The sequence below is a fragment of the Arthrobacter psychrochitiniphilus genome (genome assembly GCF_003185915.1).
Taxonomy (GTDB): domain Bacteria; phylum Actinomycetota; class Actinomycetes; order Actinomycetales; family Micrococcaceae; genus Specibacter; species Specibacter psychrochitiniphilus.
This window is the reverse complement of sequence record NZ_QHLZ01000004.1, coordinates 42,344-61,770: the sequence shown is the minus strand read 5'-3', so window position 1 is coordinate 61,770 and position 19,427 is coordinate 42,344. Positions and strand designations below refer to the sequence as shown.

14 protein-coding genes are annotated in these 19,427 nt (G+C 57.7%); 10 read left to right on the top strand and 4 right to left on the bottom strand.

Features of this window, described 5'->3' with window-relative positions:
- Positions 1-85: 85 nt before the first annotated feature.
- From CVS29_RS07505 to CVS29_RS07495, 3 genes are all read left to right on the top strand, one after another.
- Complete coding sequence (locus tag CVS29_RS07505; RefSeq protein ID WP_110105725.1) at positions 86-1,195, top strand: ABC transporter permease; 1,110 nt, start codon at positions 86-88, stop codon at positions 1,193-1,195.
- A gap of 109 nt (positions 1,196-1,304) precedes the next feature.
- Entirely contained in the window at positions 1,305-2,003 is a 699-nt protein-coding gene (locus CVS29_RS07500) for an ABC transporter ATP-binding protein (protein WP_110105724.1), read from the top strand.
- A 109-nt stretch (positions 2,004-2,112) separates the two neighbouring features.
- Complete coding sequence (locus tag CVS29_RS07495; protein WP_110105723.1) at positions 2,113-2,502, top strand: META domain-containing protein; 390 nt, start codon at positions 2,113-2,115, stop codon at positions 2,500-2,502.
- Positions 2,503-2,587: 85 nt separating this feature from the next.
- On the opposite strand, the gene CVS29_RS07490 is transcribed toward CVS29_RS07495, so the two are convergent.
- The 4 genes from CVS29_RS07490 to CVS29_RS07475 form a co-directional block, all read right to left on the bottom strand.
- Positions 2,588-4,042 carry a phytoene desaturase family protein gene (locus tag CVS29_RS07490; protein ID WP_110105722.1) on the bottom strand — a complete coding sequence of 485 codons (1,455 nt, stop codon included), beginning with the start codon at positions 4,040-4,042 and terminating at the stop codon, positions 2,588-2,590.
- 2 nt (positions 4,043-4,044) lie between these two features.
- A complete protein-coding gene (locus CVS29_RS07485; RefSeq protein ID WP_110105721.1) occupies positions 4,045-5,556 on the bottom strand; it encodes a glycosyltransferase family 87 protein in 1,512 nt (503 codons plus the stop codon).
- A gap of 68 nt (positions 5,557-5,624) precedes the next feature.
- On the bottom strand, positions 5,625-6,254 hold the full coding sequence (locus CVS29_RS07480) for a histidine phosphatase family protein (RefSeq protein ID WP_110105720.1): 630 nt from the start codon (positions 6,252-6,254) through the stop codon (positions 5,625-5,627).
- An 80-nt stretch (positions 6,255-6,334) separates the two neighbouring features.
- A complete protein-coding gene (locus tag CVS29_RS07475; RefSeq protein ID WP_110105719.1) occupies positions 6,335-7,804 on the bottom strand; it encodes a CCA tRNA nucleotidyltransferase in 1,470 nt (489 codons plus the stop codon).
- Between the two features lie 139 nt (positions 7,805-7,943).
- On the opposite strand from CVS29_RS07475, the gene CVS29_RS07470 reads away from it, so the two are divergent.
- From CVS29_RS07470 to CVS29_RS07440, 7 genes are all read left to right on the top strand, one after another.
- Positions 7,944-8,474, top strand: coding sequence for an NUDIX hydrolase (locus tag CVS29_RS07470; protein ID WP_110105718.1), 531 nt, complete (start codon positions 7,944-7,946; stop codon positions 8,472-8,474).
- A 226-nt stretch (positions 8,475-8,700) separates the two neighbouring features.
- Positions 8,701-10,347: a murein biosynthesis integral membrane protein MurJ gene (gene murJ / locus CVS29_RS07465; RefSeq protein WP_170120928.1), complete on the top strand. Its 1,647-nt coding sequence runs from the start codon at positions 8,701-8,703 to the stop codon at positions 10,345-10,347.
- Between the two features lie 132 nt (positions 10,348-10,479).
- Entirely contained in the window at positions 10,480-11,880 is a 1,401-nt protein-coding gene (locus CVS29_RS07460) for a hypothetical protein (RefSeq protein ID WP_110105716.1), read from the top strand.
- A 101-nt stretch (positions 11,881-11,981) separates the two neighbouring features.
- A complete protein-coding gene (gene trxB / locus CVS29_RS07455; RefSeq protein WP_110105715.1) occupies positions 11,982-12,962 on the top strand; it encodes a thioredoxin-disulfide reductase in 981 nt (326 codons plus the stop codon).
- 16 nt (positions 12,963-12,978) lie between these two features.
- Entirely contained in the window at positions 12,979-13,305 is a 327-nt protein-coding gene (gene trxA, locus CVS29_RS07450) for a thioredoxin (protein ID WP_110105714.1), read from the top strand.
- Between the two features lie 1,086 nt (positions 13,306-14,391).
- Complete coding sequence (locus tag CVS29_RS07445) at positions 14,392-16,521, top strand: HNH endonuclease signature motif containing protein (protein ID WP_110105713.1); 2,130 nt, start codon at positions 14,392-14,394, stop codon at positions 16,519-16,521.
- Between the two features lie 2,506 nt (positions 16,522-19,027).
- Positions 19,028-19,381, top strand: a complete 354-nt coding sequence (locus tag CVS29_RS07440; RefSeq protein ID WP_110105712.1) for a hypothetical protein — start codon at positions 19,028-19,030, stop codon at positions 19,379-19,381.
- Positions 19,382-19,427 lie beyond the last annotated feature (46 nt).

Here is a 19,427-nt window from a genome sequence, read left to right as displayed (position 1 = left end):
CGAAGTGTTTTCGCAGGAGAGTTGAAGTAATGACTGATCCACATGGAAAAACACTAGTTCTTCCAGCATCTGAAAGAGGCCTTCTATGTTCCTCGCAATCCGAGACATCCGCTTTGCCAAGGGACGGTTCGCCCTTATGGGCTCCGTGGTTGCACTCATCAGCCTCCTGTTGGTGATGTTGTCCGGCCTGACGGCAGGGCTGGGCAATCAAAACACCTCGGCACTGGAAAAACTCGGCGGCAGCACCGCCGTCAACCAGGTGGTGTTTGGTGCCCCCGGCAAGAATGAGGCCAAGGTTTCCTTCACTGAAAGTGAAGTGAGCCAGGAACAGGCGCACTCATGGGCCAAGACCCCCGGCGTTGCCTCGGTGGTGCCGCTGGGTATCAACCAGACCCGTTTCCAGGCCAAGGGAGCTAGCCAGGGCACCACGAACGTGGCTGTCTTTGGTGTCGGCGGGGATGGCACAGGTGGCGGGATCGCGCCGTCGGCCGTCACCGATGAGACGGTGGTCATTGGCACGGACGTGGCCAAGGATTTGGCGTTGGACACCGGCGACATGGTCACCCTCGGCGGTGTGGACCTGAGGGTCAGCGCCATTGTGCCCCAGCAATGGTATTCACACTCCTCCGTGGTGTGGACGTCATTGCCGGCCTGGACCAAGATTGCGCATGTGAGCGACGCGAACCAGCTCGCCACTGCCTTGGCCGTGACGTACAGCAGCGGCGCAACAGTTGATACCGCAGCCGCCAACTCTGCCGCTGGCACAGTAAGCACCACGCGGACCGGCGCCTTTGCAGGACTGGGCGGCTACAAGAGCGAGAACGGCTCACTCATGATGATGCAGGCGTTCCTGTATGGCATCTCAGCCTTGGTGATCGTGGCGTTCCTGACCGTGTGGACCGTCCAGCGCACCCGTGACATTGCGGTACTGAAGGCCATGGGCGCATCCGGTCCGTACTTGTTGAGGGACGCGTTGACGCAGGCGGCGATCGTGTTGGTGGCAGGCGCCGGGCTTGGTGGGCTCGTGGGAATTGTTGGCGGTTTCTTCGCCGCAATGGGTGCACCGTTTCTGCTCACACCGGCCACCACCTTGCTCCCGGTAATCGGCATTGTGCTCCTGGGCCTGGCCGGTTCAGCCTTGGCTGTCCGCAAGGTCACCCGGGTCGACGCCATGATCGCCCTCGGCGGCAACTAGTCCCCACGCCCTCCCACTACTCGCAAGCTCGCAGCGGGACCCTCGGACGCGTGGGCCCAACCACGCCAGACACACAGCTTTCCCCTTCCATTTGTTAAGGAAACTCCAAATGACTGCTTTGAACCTGATCAATGTGACACTGCAATACCCCGATGGGGATGGGGTAATGACGGCCTTGGACGCCGTGAACCTCACAGTTCACCCCGGCCAGTTTGTCTCCCTAGTGGGCCCGTCCGGCTCCGGAAAGTCGAGCCTGCTGGCGGTTGCCGCAACCTTGGTCAAGCCCACCTCGGGCCTTGTCATGATCGACGGCGTGGACGCCACGGCACTCTCCGAGAAAGAGCTGGCATCCCTGCGCCGTGACAAGGTAGGGATCATCTTCCAACAGCCCAACCTGTTGGCCTCGCTCACTGCCTCGGAGCAGCTGATCATCACTGACCACCTTCGCGGCAAGTCCTTGAAGGCTGCTGCAGTGCGTGCCGCCGAACTGTTGGACCTCGTGGGGCTGGCCGATTGCGCTGGCAAACGTCCCCACCAGCTCTCCGGTGGTCAGCGTCAGCGCGTGAATATAGCCCGTGCTCTAATGGCCGACCCCAAACTCTTGTTGGTTGATGAACCTACAGCCGCCCTTGACCACGCTCGCAGCGATTCGATCGTACGGTTGCTGCGTAAGGTCAGCGACGAGTTCAATGTGGCCACCATCATGGTCACGCACGACACCGAGTTTGTCCCACTCACCGACTTGGTTGCCACCATGCGCGACGGCGTCCTGACCGCCCCGGTGCCCGCACTGGCTGGCAGCTTCTAGACCCAGTTATCCGAGCGTCCCGCCTGAGGCAAAAGCCGTGATTGTGCGGCCATGCAATAACATAAGGGAAACGCATGTATAGACCAGCGCGATCGGAGCCCCCCTCATCATGAAACGCATTGCAGCCCTTGGCGGCAGCTTACTCCTTGCTTTGACCATCTCTTCCTGCGGTGCCGCAACAGGCCCCGTTGGCACATGGGGCAATGGTTACAACACCGACAAGCAACCCTATTTGGAGCTCTCCTTGGGAGCCGATAAAAGCCCAGATTTCGAACAAGCAGGTTTCATCAGCGGCAGCGATGGTTGCAACCGGATTACCGGCCAGTGGTTCTTGGTTGAGGGCAAGCTCTCCTTTTCACAGCTCAGCGGCACTCAAATGGCTTGCGAAGGCGTAGACCAGTGGCTAACCAAGGCCGCTGGCGGTGTCATCAATGGTGATGTTTTGAGCATTAAGGATGCAGCGGGACTCCCCATCGGTACTCTGGATCGCCGAAACTAATTCTGAGAGTAGCCTGATCCTCCACCCTAAGCATCGGGTGGATGTTTAAACGTGTGGCCCGCAGCGTTAGCTGAGGGCCACACGTTTAAACATCCACCCCCAAGGCTGGCATTGGCAGCCCAAAGGTGTGCTTCAACGCAGATTTTGCTGCAAACCAGCCGCCCATCCCATGCACGGCAGGCCCGGGAGGGGTGGAAGCTGATCCCAGGTAGAGCCCTTGCACGGGCGTTCGCCACGGCTCCGTCGATACCACGGGGCGTTGTAAAAGCTGCCTCATGGTGACCGCTCCAGAGCCAATGTCGCCGCCAATATAATTGAGGTTGTAGGCGCCCACATCATGAGCGCTCTGTACTGAACTTGCCAGGATCAAGTCTCTGAAACCTGGGGCGTGCTTCTCTACGGCATCAATGATCTCTGCTGTGCAGTCACGTGAGGATCCTGCCGGAACGTGCGTGTAGGCCCACAAAGTGTGTTGTCCTGCCGGCGCCCGAGTCTGATCAATAACTCCTGCCTGCACCGCGAGCACATAAGGGTTCTTTGGGTGGCGTCCTGCCAGCACTTCACTCTCGGCAAACGCTATTTGTTCCCGCGATCCGCCCAAGTGCAAGGTCGGTGCAGCCCGCAGATCGGTCGCGGTCCACGGGACAGGTCCGGAAAGGGCAAAATCTACTTTGCACACACCTGCCCCATAGCTAAAGGATTCCAACTTCCGCGCATAAGAAGATGGCAGCTCGGCACCCGCCATCCCAACCAGGGCACGCGGCGTAGTGCTGGCGATGATGGCAGTGGCGCCCGTTGCAGCCCGTAATTCGGCCACGCTGTCAATGCGTACTCCCATCTCAATCCGGCCTCCGTGGGCTAACAGATCATCGGCCAACGCCTGGGAAATAGCGTGTGAGCCGCCCTTGGGAACCGGCCAGCCCCCGGCATGCGCCAAGACTCCCAACAGCAGTCCCGCCCCCGCAGCGGACGGTGACGGTAGGCGGCCAATGGCATGTGCGGACACTCCTGTCAGCATGGCCGGTGCCACGTCTAACGCAAAGCCAAGGTTCCATGCCGGCGTTCCTTGCAGCAGGGCCCTGGCCCCAAATTTCAGCACCGCCAACGGATCCCTGGGCAGTCGCAGCAGCGGTCCCTGCGTGAAATCAACAACCCCCTCCAGCCGGCGCAGGAGGGGTTCCATCAGGGCGCGCCAAACCGGCCCGTCCGCGCCCAGTGCCTCAACAGTTCGGTCTAGGCTGCGGTAGGCAATTCCGGCCCGGCCACCGTCCAGCGGGTGCCCGTAGGAGACCTCGGGTACCAGCAGCTCTATCCGGCGTTCCAGCTCGAAGGCTCGGAAGAAGGGCGAGGCCAAGGCCATGGGGTGGACGGCAGAGCACACATCGTGAAGAAAACCCGGCAAGGTACTTTCTGCAGTACGCGTCCCTCCGCCAATCGAATCGGCATCTTCAAAAACCTGCACCGACAGCCCCGCGCGTGCCATGGTCACAGCGGCGGCTAGGCCATTGGGGCCAGAACCCACAACAGCAACATCCACCATGATCAGCGCACTTCCGCAATCTTTGGCGCTTGTCCTGGCAGTTCTTTCCTAGGCAGTTCTTTCCTAGGCAGTTCTTTCCCAGGCAGTCCTTCCCCGGAGTCCTTCTCCATCAGGGATTCCGCCCTCGGTTCCAGCAGTACCCCACCCTGGGGATCGGCCACTCCTGCACGGCGCACCACATCATAGGCAGGCACAAACATGTCACGGATCACCAAGCCCACCATGATGCAGGTTGCCACTGTGCCTATGACGGCTGCCATGAGGAAAAAGGGTGTGTCTATGGCGTGCTGGTTACTGATGTTACCGAGGCTCTTGCTGCGGAAAAGCATCAGGGCAATAAAGTGCGTCACGATCGCGGCCTGCCATACAAGCACCGGGCGCCACCGTGGCATGGCCAATGCAATCAGCGGCACCAACCACACCGCATGCCACGGTTCGGTGCCCTTGTTCAAGACCATGAATCCTGCTGCCGCAATAAACACCAGCTGTGCCACCCTGGGTGTTCTGGGCGTATAGATCGCCAAACCCAACAGCCCGGCTACCAACAAGATCAAGAGCATGCCTGACATGGCATTTATGGCACCAATCTCAAGAGTCGGCCAGCCCATGCGGGCCGCAATCAAGTTAATTCCCCCATATAGAGAGGACTCCGTGGCGTCAGCGGAAATCAGGTTTTTGAGGTAATCCGGGAAGGCTGGCGGGTTGATGGCCATGATCGGGGCCAAACCCAGTAGCCAGGCGATGGCCGCTGCGGCAATCAGCTCGAGCATCTTGGCTACGTGGCCGGTTCGGATACCTAGGAACACCAGCGTCATGAGGATGAAGATGGGGTATGGTGCGGCCAGTGCGGCCACGCCAAAGAAGACTCCTGCCGAGAGTGTCTTCTTACGAGCGAAGAGGTAAATCCCGGCGCTGACCAGTGCCGCAGCCCAGAAGTCCCAGCTCACATAGGCCATCAAGATCAGCACCGGGCTGGCTGCCACCATGGCGGCGTCCCACACCCTGCGCCCGGATGTCCGGGCAACTAGTACCACGGCGGTAATCCAAGCCGCCACAATGAGTGCCGCATTGACGTCAAAAAAAGCCAGTTGGCGCAAGGCCCCTGTCCCGGCACTGCCCGTCAGCCATGCAGTGATTGTGGCAATCCAGCCAGCCAGAACCGGTTGCTCAAAGGGGGAACCCTGGGAGAAAAAGGGGAGCAAGGTCCCCACCGAGTCATCAACAAAAGCGTTGGGGAAAACCGAAAAGCACACTGTGGAGTACTGGTCGGGAGTTGTCCAGCCGGCCGTGCGGCAGTGGGACTTGGTCATGACTGCAATCAGCGCCGAAACGGCTGCCATCAGGACAAGAACGCGCTCCACAGTGAAGAAACCCGGGTTGGTCTGCCCCGGCGAGGTGCGCGTACCCAGAGGTCCGCCCACAGCCTCGGTCCACGTGCGCAGCATGTTGTCGCTGCGTGATGGCACAACAATGGGATGCCGGGTTTGAGTCCCCGAAGCCTGTGAGTGATGCATGGCTACGAGCCTACCTGTTCAACCCCTCATGGCCCGCTTGGTGCGTGCGCATTACCTCGACGCCGGTGCTACAGTCCCCACTGTTCGATCGCAGGGGTTTTCTTATCCCATCCGAGCGTGCAAACTTTGGCTGTGCCCAACACAAAATGCCTGCCGGAACCGGCCGGCAAGCGCAGCCAGCGGGCGGCCATGATGCGCAGGAAATGTCCGTGGGCCACCAACAGAACGTTGGCAGGGTTGCCGTCCTCCCGGGTGATGGCCAATGCCCGGCTCACAATCCGATCCGCACGCTCACCCACCTGCTCCAGAGTTTCCCCGTTGGGAACTCCGTTGTCCCAAATCAAGTACCCGGGGTTCTCCGCGCGCACCACAGCGCTGTCAACGCCTTCGTAATCTCCATAGTCCCATTCCACCGCGTTGGGTTCCACAATTGCCTCAGGGAAGCCGGCAAGAATCGCCGTACGGTGTGCCCGCTGCAGTGGGGATGTAAGAACAAGGTCAAAGTCGACGCCGGCCAATGCAGCCTGCGCGGAGCGTGCCTGGTCCTCTCCCACCTGTGTCAACGGCAAGTCCGTCAAGCCCGTGTACTGGCCGCTGCGGGACCACTCGGTCTCGCCATGGCGCAATAGCCAGAGTTTTGGCCCACCCAGAGCCGCTGTTGCACTGGCCGGAGTGCTTCCCTTTGATATATTGCTCATTGCGTATATTCCAATCAGAGAATATTAGTATGGGTTTTACTCGTCCGTCTTCTGCAGTACCCGCGGTCTTAGCTGCGCCTTCAAGCTGTGGCTTGTGGCGCTTGGGGCGCCTCAGGCTGCGACTCGGGCTGCTCCGTCCACCAGTCGCGGAGGACGTCCTGCGCCCTATCCGGCCCCAGTGGACCGTGTTCCATCCGCTGCTCCATGAGGAAGTTGTAGGCGCGGCCCACCACACGCCCAGGCTTGATGCCGAGCAGGGCCATGATGGCAGCCCCGTCAAGGTCAGGACGGATAGCATCCAGCTCTTCCTGCTGCGCCAGAACAGCAATGCGCTGTTCCAGATCATCATAGGCAAAGGAGAGCCTATCCGCCTTGCGCTGGTTTCTTGTGGTCACATCGGAACGGGTTAGCCGGTGCAGGTGCTCCAACAGCGGGCCCGCATCCGTCACATAACGGCGAACGGCGGAGTCGCTCCAGCCCGATTCCCCATACCCGTAAAAGCGCATATGCAGCTCCACAAGCCGGGAAACGGCCTTGATGGAATCGTTGTCAAAACGCAGCGCCTTCATCCGCTTGGCAGTGAGTTTCGCCCCGGCCAGATCGTGGTGGCGGAAGCTGACCGCACCTCCCGGTTCAAAACGGCGGGTCTTGGGCTTGCCGACGTCGTGCATCAACGCAGCAAAACGCAAAACAAAGTTTGGCCCGGGAACAGGCCCCTCCGGCCCTGTCTCCAAGGTGGCAGCCTGCTCCAGAACCTGCAGTGAGTGCTGGTAAACGTCCTTGTGCCTGTGGTGCTCATCGGTTTCCAACTTAAGCGCTGGAATCTCTGGCAGCACCAGTTCGGCCAAGCCCGTTTCCACCAAAATATCGATCCCGGCCCGCGGATGGGCACCGCAAATGAGCTTGACCAGCTCCTCGCGAACCCGCTCGGCCGAGATGATGCTGATACGCCCGGCCATGTCCTTCATGGCAGCAAGCACGTCCGGATGCAATGTGAAGCCAAGTTGCGAGGCAAAGCGTGCGGCGCGCATCATGCGCAGGGGATCATCAGAAAAGGAATTTTCAGCAGTTCCCGGCGTGCGCAACAGCCCGGCGGCCAGGTCTTTGGCACCGCCGAACGGGTCCACAAGTTCCATGGCGGGCAGCCGCAACGCCATTGCGTTGACGCTGAAGTCACGCCTCTGCAGGTCATCCACAAGGGAGGTGCCAAAAGCCACTACGGGTTTGCGGGAGTCCGGATCGTAAGCTTCTGCTCGGTAAGTGGTGACCTCAATGAGCAGCATCTCTTTCGCAGAGTTGCGTTTGCGAAAGCCAATAGTGCCAAAGTCGCGGCCCATCTCCCAGTGTGAATCCGCCCATTTTTTTGCCACGGCGAGAATCTCATCCGGGGTGGCATTCGTGGTGAAATCTAGGTCGGGAGAAACCCGGCCCAGAAACAAGTCGCGGACCGGTCCGCCAACGAGGGAAAGCTCAAAGCCAGCATTTGCAAAGAGCATCCCCAGTTCAAGAACAACCGGGTCAAATTTTGAGGTATCAGGCACTAAATCCATGGTCCCTTAAGAATGCCAGACTTTTACCCTCCCGGGTTTGTCTAGGACACCAATCCCGCCTCGCTACTCATAAGGCACCGCAAAACTGCACCGCTGGGCCTGTCATCATCCAACGCCAAAGATAGCTAGAGTGGACTGCATGGTCCACCCCGTGCCGCGCGCGCCCAAGAGGAACCCGTTGCCACCGGCAATGGGAGCACTCGGAGCGCCCGCAGCACCGAGCCAGTTACCCACTATTGAGGAAGTCTCGGCAGGTGGTGTGGTGGTGGAAATGCACCAAGGTGTTCCCCATGTTGCCATCATTGCCCGCATCAACCGTGGCGGCCGGCTTGAGTGGTGCCTGCCGAAGGGGCATCCCGAAGGTGTGGAAACTCATGCAGAGGCTGCTGTCCGGGAGATTGAGGAAGAAACCGGCATAGCCGGGGAGATTCTGGCTCCCCTGGGCAGCATTGACTACTGGTTTACCGTTAGCGGCCACCGAGTGCACAAAACGGTCCATCACTTCTTGTTGCGTGCCACCGGCGGGTTCTTAACCATTGAGAACGATCCGGACCATGAAGCAGTAGATGTCGCTTGGGTGCCGCTCAATGAGCTGGCAAGAAAGCTCTCCTTCCCCAATGAGCGGCGCATCACCGATTTGGCGCGGGAATTATTACCGGAATATTTTTAGTCCAGTAGCCGCCGCTCAGGAGAGTGAGCGTGCACTCCCTTGAGTCCACGCTCAGTGCGTGTCCATTGTCAGCGCGTCTCAAGGCTGCAATGAGATGATGGTGGTGATGTCTAATGTTGAACGGGTTAACATCCCGCCTAAACCCGTAGCCGCACCGCGTGTGCCTCCCCGGAACCCTGCTCTTGTCCCCGCTCCGCCCCTAGCTCATACCGCGAGCAAGGGACGCATGAGCCCTTCTGCTGCGCGTTCCAGCGCCAACATGGCAGTTGGCACCCTGGTGTCCCGTATTTTGGGGTTGATTAAGGGAATTATCTTGAGCATCGCCGTGGCCGGCACGGTCATCGGTGACATTTTTGAAGGCGCCAACTACCTGCCCAACTTGATCTTCCTCATGCTGGCAGGAGGTGTCTTCAATGCCGTGTTGATCCCGCAGATTGCCAAGGCCAGCAAGCATCCTGATGGCGGCCGTGATTTCATTTCTCGGCTGCTGACCCTAGGACTTCTGGGTCTGCTGACGCTGACCGCCGTCGTCATGCTCCTTGTGGTACCCATCATGAGCCTGTCAACTTCGTTCACAGGTAAGCAACTAGAACTCGCCATTACCTTTGGTTTGTTCTTGTTGCCACAGATCTTCTTTTACGGGTTGTTCTCGCTGCTGGGGCAAGTCCTCAATGCGCATAACTCCTTCAAGGCTTACGCTTGGGCCCCTGTGGTGAACAATGTGGTGGCCATTACCGGATTGCTCGTGTTCATTTTTGTTGCTGGCAGCTCCGCGACTAACCCGCACACGGTCGGTAACTGGACCACCGGACAATCGTGGATCCTGGCCGGTACCGCCACTCTCGGCATCATCGCCCAGTCCGTGGTGTTGCTTATACCTGTTCACCGTCTGGGTTTGAACCTGCGCCCCAAGTTCTCTTTGAAGGGCGCAGGGCTAGGAGTCACTGCCAAGATCGCCACATGGACCATGGGAACCATGATTATTGGCAACTTGAGCTTTATCCTCATCCTGCGCATCGCCACCATCCCGAGCGGCGCAGACAGCAACGCTGGTGGGTCTGTGTATCCTGGCGCTCTGGTATTGAGCCGTGCAACCGAGATGTACATCATGCCGCATTCAACCATTGCGTTGTCCATTGCCACGGTGATGTTTACGGCCATGGCACACGCCGCAGCAAGCAAGAACCTTCCGGCGTTGCGATCCTCCGTCTCCAGTGCGTTGCGGACCACGGGGATGGCTACGGTCTTTGCCGCTATGGCTTTGCTGGTGCTGTCCGGTCCCCTCGGGATGCTCTTTAGCGGAAATCAGGAGCTGGTGGGCCGTCAGGTGGCCATCACGCTGGCTATTTTGGCCGTCGGGGCTCCGTTCTTCAGTATCAATTTCATTCTCAACAGAGTTTTCTATTCTCAGGAGAATGCCAAGACCCCATTCATTCTGCAATGCATCGCAGTGGCTGTGCTTCTAAGCTGTGTATTGATAGCCGGTCAACTGCCCCCGGAATGGATCATTTACGGCATTGCACTGAGCTACACCATCAGCAACTTCGTAGGGCCCATGATCAGCCACCGATTACTGAAGGCCCAACTGGGCGACTACGGTGGCGGCCTTATTCTGCGCGCACATATGCGTTTTCTCGCTGCGGCCCTCGTTAGCGGCATTGTTGGGGAGCTTTTGTTGAGGCTTTTTGGAAGCTCCGCAACCGGAGGCTTTATGTGGACATCTATTCAAGCGTCAGTGGTGACCTTGGCTGTTGTGGGATCTGCCATGGCGGTGGTCTATGTTCTGGTTTTGAAGCAGCTGCGTGTGGATGAAATTGATGCCCTTTTGAATCCGCTGATCAACAAAGTACGCAATCGGATACCCGGAAAATAAAGATATTGGACCAACGCCGTTCCGTGATACGCCCCAACCACGGCCCTTACAGTGTTTTCCTATAGAATCAGTCAAAATATGGCTTGTGATCTTCATTGACACCGGCCACCGTGTTTGTAAAAGGAGGATTTGGTGCCACAACCCATTGATGTGGGCTCTATCCTTGGCGGCCGCTACAAAGTGACCGGCCGCATCTTGGCCTCTGCCGAGAACGATATTATCCTCGACGGCCTGGATCAGGTCCTCAACCGCCCCGTGAGTATCTTGGTGGCAGCTGTTGAGAACTCACCCAACCTGACGCAGAGCGCCAGGGAAGTGGCCACGGGTGCAAGGGTTTCCAGTGTTTCCATCTTGGATCTGGGTGTGGAAGGAAACGCCACCTACCTCATCGCCGCCAGGAATTCCCCTGCTGACCTGCTTGACTTGGTGGTTCCCACGGAACCCTTGGAAGAGGTCTACCAGGAGCCGTTCTTCACTGATACTCTTGGCACGGAAATTTTCGGCAAGGCCCGGGACGCAGCTCCTATAAAGGATGCCTACGTCTACGAGGACAACTCCCCGCTGACGCCGGCCCACCCCATCCCCGGCATTACCACCCCGCCACCAACACACGCGGATGTTCCCACCCCGCCGCCCACCGCAGCGGTGAGCGGAATCGCCGGTGCAAGTGCCGCCGCAGTTCCTTCCCCCGCAGTAGCACCACCCCCTGTTTCAAAGGTGACGCTCTGGGATGAGGATGACTATGGATTCATCAACGAGGACCATCAGGAGAACCTGGACGAGACCAGGCGGCCCGGAAGATTCCCGGCGGAACTCCTGGACGCCCATGACGACTACACGGAGTCCGAGGACTATCTCGACGACGAGGATGACGGAAATGCTCCTCGTGCCACCGGCCGTTGGCTGACGGGCGCCATTTTCGGTGTCCTGCTCATTGGCGCTCTCATCTTTGCGGTATCGCACATCACCAACTTGTTCCCCGGCCCGGAAGTTCAAGCTGGCCCTACCACCACCACCACGGCTACTGCGCCCACAGAAGCGCAGAGCCCCGCGGCACCCCCAGCGCCCGCGGTCGTGGCACCTGTTATCAAGGGGCTAACGGATATCACCGTCTACAATCCGGGCGCACCGAACTACAGTGAGGCGTTTTACCCCCGGCTCAAGGACGCCATCGACGGAAACAAAGCCACTTACTGGCCTACCGTAGAGTTCTCAAACGCCGCGTTCGCCGACCAGACAGACAGCATCAACCTGGTGGTGGAACTACAGGCTGAGTCAACCATCAGTTCAGTCACCATTAACCAGCTCGCCGGATTCGGTGGCCAGTTCAACATCCTAACTAACAGTAAGCCTGTTCTGCAGGATGCCACGAAGATCGGTAGCGGCTCATTCAGCTCACCGGACTTCACGTTGACGGCAGCTCCTGGGGTTACCGCCAAATACGTGATTATCAACTTCACGGACCTGCCCCGGTTGCAGCCGTATGTCACCTATCCCTTCGGATTAAAGATCACTGAAATCAGCATCAAGTAACCATCCCCTACGCCGCCCACAACCTATTCGGAATAAGTGTCTCTCTGTACCGGTTGTGTTTAGCGAAGGAGCTATTGGGCCGCCGTAGCGCGGTTCCGTCTATGAAGGAAAAGGAACACTCACCCGTGAGCACTGAAGTTACCCCCGCCAGCGAAGTCCGCGACGTCATTATTGTTGGCTCCGGCCCCGCAGGTTACACGGCCGCGATCTACACTGCCCGCGCCGACCTCAAACCGCTCATGATTGCCGGTTCAGTCACGGCTGGTGGCGAACTGATGAACACCACTGACGTGGAGAATTTCCCCGGTTTCCCCGATGGCATCATGGGCCCGGATCTGATGGAAAACCTTGGCCAGCAGGCTGAGAAGTTTGGCACCGAGGTGATGTACGACGACGTCACATCAGTAGAGCTCGAGGGTGCCATCAAGACTGTAACCCTTGCCGATGGCCAGGAATTCAAGGCACGCACCGTAATTATTTCCACGGGTTCGGCTTACCGGGAACTTGGGGTTGATGGTGAGAAGCGCCTGGTGGGCCATGGCGTCAGCTCCTGTGCCACCTGCGACGGTTTCTTCTTCAAGGGCCAGGACATTGCCGTTATTGGTGGTGGCGATTCCGCCATGGAGGAAGCCATCTTCCTAACCAAGTTTGCGGCAACAGTGACGGTTGTTCACCGCCGTGACAGCCTACGCGCATCCAAGATCATGGCCGAACGCGCGCTGAAGCATCCGAAGATCAAGTTCATCTGGAACTCCGAGGTTGTCAGCGTCGAAGGTGAAGCCAAGGTAACCGGTGCACGGTTAAACAACCTTGTCACAGGGGAACAAAGTGACTTGGCCGTGACGGGACTATTCGTTGCTATAGGCAACGATCCTCGTGTTGATCTCGTCAAGGGTGTCCTGGAGCTAACAGAGGCAGGAACCATTGCCGTAGAGAGTCGCTCCTCCAAGACGAGCATCAAGGGTGTCTTCGCTGCTGGCGACGTAGTGGACCCCACGTACCGCCAAGCCATCACGGCCGCTGGTTCAGGCTGTGTTGCAGCACTAGATGTTGAGCATTACCTCGCCGAGCAAGACTCCTAAGAGAAAGCAGATTCCCATGAGCAACGCAAAGAGCGCCACGGATGCAACATTTGCAGACGTTGTCCTGAAGTCAGAAAAGCCCGTCATTGTGGATTTCTGGGCAGAGTGGTGCGGTCCCTGCCGCAAGCTGGGCCCCATCCTGGATGAAATTTCTGTGGAGTACTCGGACAAGGTAGAGGTGGTGAAGGTGGATGTTGATGCAAATCCCGCCATTTCCGCCAAGTATGGAATCACCTCCATTCCTGCCGTTTACCTCTTCAACGGCGGAGAAGTGCAGAGCACTGTTATTGGTGCCCGCCCCAAGCAGTACTTTGAGAAGGAATTCGCAGACGTCCTGAAGTAAAGAGGCGAATGGTATTAATGACTGTGGACCGGGGTGCTCCCGGTCCACAGTCATTTAAACCACTCCAGCGTTTCTCTCAGACTGATCCTAAGCTTCAAATCGCTCATAGCTTCCGCGCGGAAATTCCCTTTTTCTCACCCGCGCAATACTATTATTTGTGGGTCCCCTAGAAAATCCGCTTCATGCCGGCTGCTTCTCAGGCCGCTCCTACCTCTACCTCTTCTGTTTCACGTGAAACGTGGCCTCCTGAATGTGACTCCAGAAACCACGCATCCTAAAACTGAATGGTATGGGTTCGGCCGTTGTCTGGGCGGGACAATAGGATACTCGGCTTCCCGACTGAACCTGAATGGGCTATTGGCGCCAAACTCAACGCAGAGTCGTGTGACGCAGCCGAGTATCGAAGACAATTAGCGAAGACCAGCAACGCAGTAGAACAGCCCTGGACAGCCGCGCAGTAGTGCCTCCAGTAGGGCCTCCATCTTCGCTCGCGAGGCAAAGCTATCATTCACTTCGATCCCCATGAGTTGCCAGCCATGATCTCTTCTAGCACTCGGCAAGCAAGCTGAAGATCGAAGCAGCCAGAAGAGGACCTTCATCAACTGTCCAGACAGCGTCTACAACCGACACACAAATTTCCAGCCACCGTGTTTTGGTCCTCCAACCGGCGACTGTCAGCACCCCTCTCACGCCTCCAATGCTGATCTTTGGGCCCCATGGAGGCCGTCAGTACACGCATGGAGGTGGTGAACGAGAATCGCGGAACGGATTGAATTCGAACTGATCGGGGCGGATTGACTAGGGGCAGACCGGTCAGGAACGGATCGGGGGAAATCGGTGTGAACCGGAGTGAACCGGTGTGGGCTCCACATCGCCCGGAAGTATCCGGGCTCTTCGAGCCAGAGGTTGCCGCCAATAGATTCGCAAGTGCCTTGCCACCGCTCATGCAGGAACAGTCGCAAGAGCTGTATGGACTTGAAGGAGCACACCAGGCCGTACTTGGCGCTCAACATACGACTTAGAACCTATAAACGATGCCTCATAATAATCCTTGTTCTACTAGTGTATATACTCTAAAATAGAGATATGGGCGATTCAATGAATATCCCGGCTGGCTGGGATGCTTCATCCACCACAGGACATGTGGCGGACCTGATTGCTGGACTGACCCTGCCTCTTATTGAACCGCTGGACACTGACATTTCTGCCATGTCATCCTTCCCGAAGTATCCTGTACCTCATTCAGCTGACCCTGCCGTCCCACGGTCTGGAGACAGAATTCCAGACAACCTCCAGTCGTCTGCAGAAAATTCTTCGCATCAAGGCCCCCAATCGCAGCTGGAATCAGCCAGACTTCTCATGGATGAATGCACAGATGCACTAGTCGCGCTGAAGAAGCATCAAAACCAATGTGCCGCACTGGCCGCCGTGCTCATCGAGCGGTTACAGGCCACAGCGCTATTGGAAGCCACTGTCCTAAACGCGGATCCATGGCGACACCAACAGTGCATGAACAGCATCCGAGCCGAAACCGCGAGCATACTATCCATCCCTGAAAACATGTCCGAGAGGCTTCTGGATCACGCATCCACCCTAGTCCAGCAATTGCCAACAACTTTGGCAACGCTGGTTGATGGTGGGCTGGGGTGGGAACACGCCGTCGTCATCGCCGAGGAGACGGACTTACTGCGCGCAGCAGGTTTGCCGCCAGTCACAATCCACGCATTCGAGCAAGCCCTGCTCGAGAAGGCCGCAGCGTCAACTCTGCCAAGCTTCCGTGAAAAGGCACGTCGACTCCGTGAACGCCAGTATCCTGAAACCATCCCTGCCCGGACCCGCCGCGCATACTCCAGCCGCTACTTGCGCATCAGTCACGGCCAAGACGGCATGTCCTGGTTGAGCCTTTACGCTCCGGCGCCCACGTTGGAAGGTGTCTGGAACCTGTGCACCCGCACTGCTCAAGCTGCACAGGGGCCGCATGAGGACCGGACACTAACTCAGCTCCGGGCTGATGTTGCGGCGGCACTGCTGCTAAACCAGTCCATGGAGGAGAACAGTGTCTATTCACCAACCCCTGACGCAGAGGCTGGAACGGGAACAGCTCAAGAGTTTATTCACAGTACATTCACCACAACCAGTGTGGTCAAATCGTCTAAGGGCCTCGAGTCTCTGGGCAATGAAAAGGAACCCTCTGGAGAATCCTTGACACCTGATCTTGACCGGGGTGACTACCACCTCGATGATTGCCAGGTCCCTGTCTATGATGATCCAAACTATGGAGACGTTGCGTTCAGAGCCCCAGACATTGATGACTGGGCGGATTGGATCCCTGCTTGGTCCCCTCCCGATCTCATCCCCTCACCAAAGATCAGTGCCGGCACAACCACAAGAGACAAGACAGACCCTGTGTGGCCGCCAATGCCCCAGGTCACCCCTGTCTTGATGGTACCGATACTCTCGTTGCTAGGCGCCACCAACGAGCCTGCGTGGATGGAAGGTGCTGGTCCAATCAGCATGGAAGTGGCCAGACATCTGGTGGCGCAGTCTTCAAGTTTCTACCGCATTCTGGTGGATCCCATCTCGAACCAGACAGTGGATTCCGCCCCTGAACACTATAGAACTACAAAGGCAATGCGAACCATGTTGCGGATCAGGGATGAGTACTGTCAATTCCCGGGCTGCAACGCCAAGGCCCATACTTCTGAGATAGACCACATTAGGAAGTACGAGAACGGCGGCTCCACGACCTTCATGAACCTGGAGGTGCTGTGCCGGCGGCATCACGCGCTAAAGCACTTCAAGGACAACAGAACCCATCAGGGCCACTACCGCACAGACCAGACTCCCGAACGTCGTGAAGTGAAAATGCGGGGCTGGACACCGGCAATGACGGACAGGGGAATCGCATGGACGTCACCCTCAGGGCGCTATCATCCGCCCAAGGACAGCGATAGCCAGCCCCCCACCTACCCTAAATGGCTGCGGAAAATTGTAGAGCTCAAAATCTCTACGCAGGACCAACACGAGATTGACTCCAAGGGATTCGAGGATGAAATGGGCATTTTCCTCTCGGACCAAGATGGCTACTGCGATCAATTCACCACGGCCGAACCAACCGAGGAGCTCATCCCCAGCGACGAAGATGAAGAGATCCTCACCGAGATGGCCATCAAGGCATTCCTCGCAAATGAACCCCTGGCAGACACGGAGGAATAATCCGGTAGGCCTCCCCCGGATCTTCTAACCGACCCTCTGTATCAACTCACTTACCTGACGTTCATGTTTCACGTGGAACACTACTTGTTCTCTTGCGATACCGAGAGCCTCATTCAGATCAAACACCTAAGCTCTGATCAGCTGCGGAGACCCAATCGATCCACTCAAAACGACTGACCACATACCAAGTGGTCCTGGATGGTTTCCATGGTCAGGCTACTCGCAGTAGGGATTCCACCTTACGCCACCATACTGTTGGCAGTGAGGATCAGCGAGGTACGTTAGTAGCTGGATGAAGTGAGCCATAAGAACGTGCGCGTGGCATCGAAGAGAGACTGGTGCCCGGCACATAAGAAAGATGAGCTGTCACCGCAGCCAAACCTTTGGTACACGCAACATTGCCTCCTAATACTCGAGTCTTTGTCCCCAGCTCCTAGTTGTGCATGACCCACCATTTTGCGCTGTATACCTTTCGAACGGCAGGGCTGGTAGGACTCAAGATGAGAGTGAGGAATTAGCCATTGAAGTCATGTGGCCAATTCCGATCACATTGAGATATTTCCACAGCGGGAAAGCCCCATCATGCGTTCACCTGATATTGGATCCAGAATCCCGTAGTGCCAGCTTGAGTTCAGTACCCAGCACTCTTGCAAATGCGCTGGCAGCCCAAACCACGGTCTGCGACTGGTACCGTTTCGGTCCCCCACGCCCTCCGGGTAGAGCCACGTTGCTTCCCGGTTGGTCCCCCCATTCCCTTCCTGGCCATGAGTTCTACGACCGTCATGCGGATCGTAGATCGCGAACGAGTCTATCCAGCGAAATATTGCATGGCGTTGACGCACTCGTCTGCCAAAAGGTTGGCACCCCTGCATCCGTTTACATGTCAGTACTATTGGCTCCTCTTTGACCCGTCCTAGAACCCTCACGCGTGTTAGGCCGAGGAATCAATCGTCTCCTTGTTTGACCACCGCGTCAGCGTGAAGACCAATTCAGCTGTCTATTCTGCACCCAGTATCTTGTGCCGCCTGATTGGCACAGTGGTCTTCTCCACCAATCAATGGTGGAGTGACTCATCTGTTCCGAGGCAGTGCCAAACTACCCAAAGCGCACCCCTTCCCAGCAACGGAAATGATGGGCAAGCATCCCATCCCGGTGCGTTGAGATAACGAAAAGGAACAGAGACGATGATGATAATGAGCACCACGAGGTAGTCTGCGGCAGCATTGCCGTCTGGGTACTATCCTTCGCTGGACTCCACAGCGACGCTGCCAGACCACATGGCGTCCAGCCTGCTGGGCCAGGGTGTCCTCATCGCATACCGAGTGGCTGCACGAGGATATATTGCAGTACCTTAGGCAACCTCAATCTAGACATCCTGGGATACCCCAAGATCTAGCCGCGCGGACTCAGCCGAGCATCCTGACGAGCCCGCACATCACGATGACAATCAGACCCAACAATCACCTCGTCGCTGAAAACGACGCCGGCATCTAACAACAGCGCAAGCACTAACAGCTGGTCGGAATCTGGAGGCACTTAGGGCGTTGCTTGTCGGTTTGTAGATGCGCACTGTGGGCAAGCGGGCCGGAGCATGACGCCACCGCCACGGTGAGGGTGGCGCTCCCGATCGACTACAAGGACGCGGACCCGAAACGAGGTAGCTAGGGAGCTGTACCCGTTAATCATCGCTGTCTGTGTTCGCGTCACTTATTCTTTTGGCCAGCATACCTCCCCGTTGCTCGCTGCAGTGTTGCCGGGTGTCAGCTGGTCTGGGCGTTCTTCGGTGCCGTGTTCCGCTCCTTGACTCCGGCTATTTGGCAGCCAGTGGCACGGCAGTGAACCTGGTCAATCCGTGTGGAGCTGATATGCACTATTCTAGGGTGATTCTTCTTATCCGGGGTGGATCATGTTGACTTGGGTGACGTCTTGGCGGATGTCCCCTCCTTGGGAATACTAGGGTCGAGCACGGACAAATGTTCAAGAGCCAGCGGCCGGATATGGCATATTTAGTCGAGGCTTTCGGTAGCGGGCCTGTGTCGATCTGGTGTGTAATCTCGCCACTTCGTATACATCGGATCTCGTCACTTCGGAGACGACACTCTCTCCCCACGTCGGAGACACTTTTACCGACGGGTTGGCAGCGATAGTCATTGAATGGCGAACTCTCTTTCACCCGCGTTCCCGTGCACCGAAGACTCCGGCCCGTAAATATGGCCCCGGCTGATTCACAAAGTGGTGAAGATCCGGAAGCAACTCAAAGCCGATGGCTGGTGCTATGGTCCACGTTCGATCTATAACGAAGCCAGCCAGCAAGGGAGGTTCCCGGGTGGGAAGGTTTCCTCGGTCGCGAGGGATAACCCGCCTGCGCTCCAGTGTCTGCCACGTCGACGCAGCCCCCAGGGAACGACCCAAGTCCCCGTACATCCCGTTCGTACGCTCCACCGTGATGTCATTGTGGCAACTGGATGCTTTCGAGTACCGTTTCGCTGGCGAATAAGTTATCACCGTGTACCAGCTCCTCGATGACTCTTCGCGCTTCGATGTGGGCACAGCAGCGTACTCACTTGCCGAGAACAGTACCGATGCCAAGGACGTCCTCGAACGAGCCATCACCGTTTACAGCCCGACCAAAGATGTGCTGTCGGAGAACTCATTGGCGTTCAATCAGCTGCGGGCCGGCAGGATCGGTTCCGGTGAAATCTTCCTCGCCTCCAAAAGGACCATGCCGATCAGCGGACTGCCCGGCAAACCCACCACGCAAAGCAAGAACGAGCTCTCTCAGCAAACCCTGCTGCGGTTCCTCGACGTGCAGCAGCCCGCCATGTTCGAGCACCTTCAGGGCAGGATTCACCGGTTTTGAGATCACTACAACAACCGCCGGCCGCGCCAATCCCTGGACCATTCCA

Coding starts and splice junctions, on each gene's coding strand:
- CVS29_RS07505 (WP_110105725.1), top strand. CDS start 86: ATGTTCCTCGCAATCCGAGACATCCGCTTTGCCAAGGGACGGTTCGCC.
- CVS29_RS07500 (WP_110105724.1), top strand. CDS start 1,305: ATGACTGCTTTGAACCTGATCAATGTGACACTGCAATACCCCGATGGG.
- CVS29_RS07495 (WP_110105723.1), top strand. CDS start 2,113: ATGAAACGCATTGCAGCCCTTGGCGGCAGCTTACTCCTTGCTTTGACC.
- CVS29_RS07490 (WP_110105722.1), bottom strand. CDS start 4,042: ATGGTGGATGTTGCTGTTGTGGGTTCTGGCCCCAATGGCCTAGCCGCC.
- CVS29_RS07485 (WP_110105721.1), bottom strand. CDS start 5,556: ATGCATCACTCACAGGCTTCGGGGACTCAAACCCGGCATCCCATTGTT.
- CVS29_RS07480 (WP_110105720.1), bottom strand. CDS start 6,254: ATGAGCAATATATCAAAGGGAAGCACTCCGGCCAGTGCAACAGCGGCT.
- CVS29_RS07475 (WP_110105719.1), bottom strand. CDS start 7,804: ATGGATTTAGTGCCTGATACCTCAAAATTTGACCCGGTTGTTCTTGAA.
- CVS29_RS07470 (WP_110105718.1), top strand. CDS start 7,944: ATGGTCCACCCCGTGCCGCGCGCGCCCAAGAGGAACCCGTTGCCACCG.
- murJ (WP_170120928.1), top strand. CDS start 8,701: ATGAGCCCTTCTGCTGCGCGTTCCAGCGCCAACATGGCAGTTGGCACC.
- trxB (WP_110105715.1), top strand. CDS start 11,982: ATGAAGGAAAAGGAACACTCACCCGTGAGCACTGAAGTTACCCCCGCC.
- trxA (WP_110105714.1), top strand. CDS start 12,979: ATGAGCAACGCAAAGAGCGCCACGGATGCAACATTTGCAGACGTTGTC.
- CVS29_RS07445 (WP_110105713.1), top strand. CDS start 14,392: ATGGGCGATTCAATGAATATCCCGGCTGGCTGGGATGCTTCATCCACC.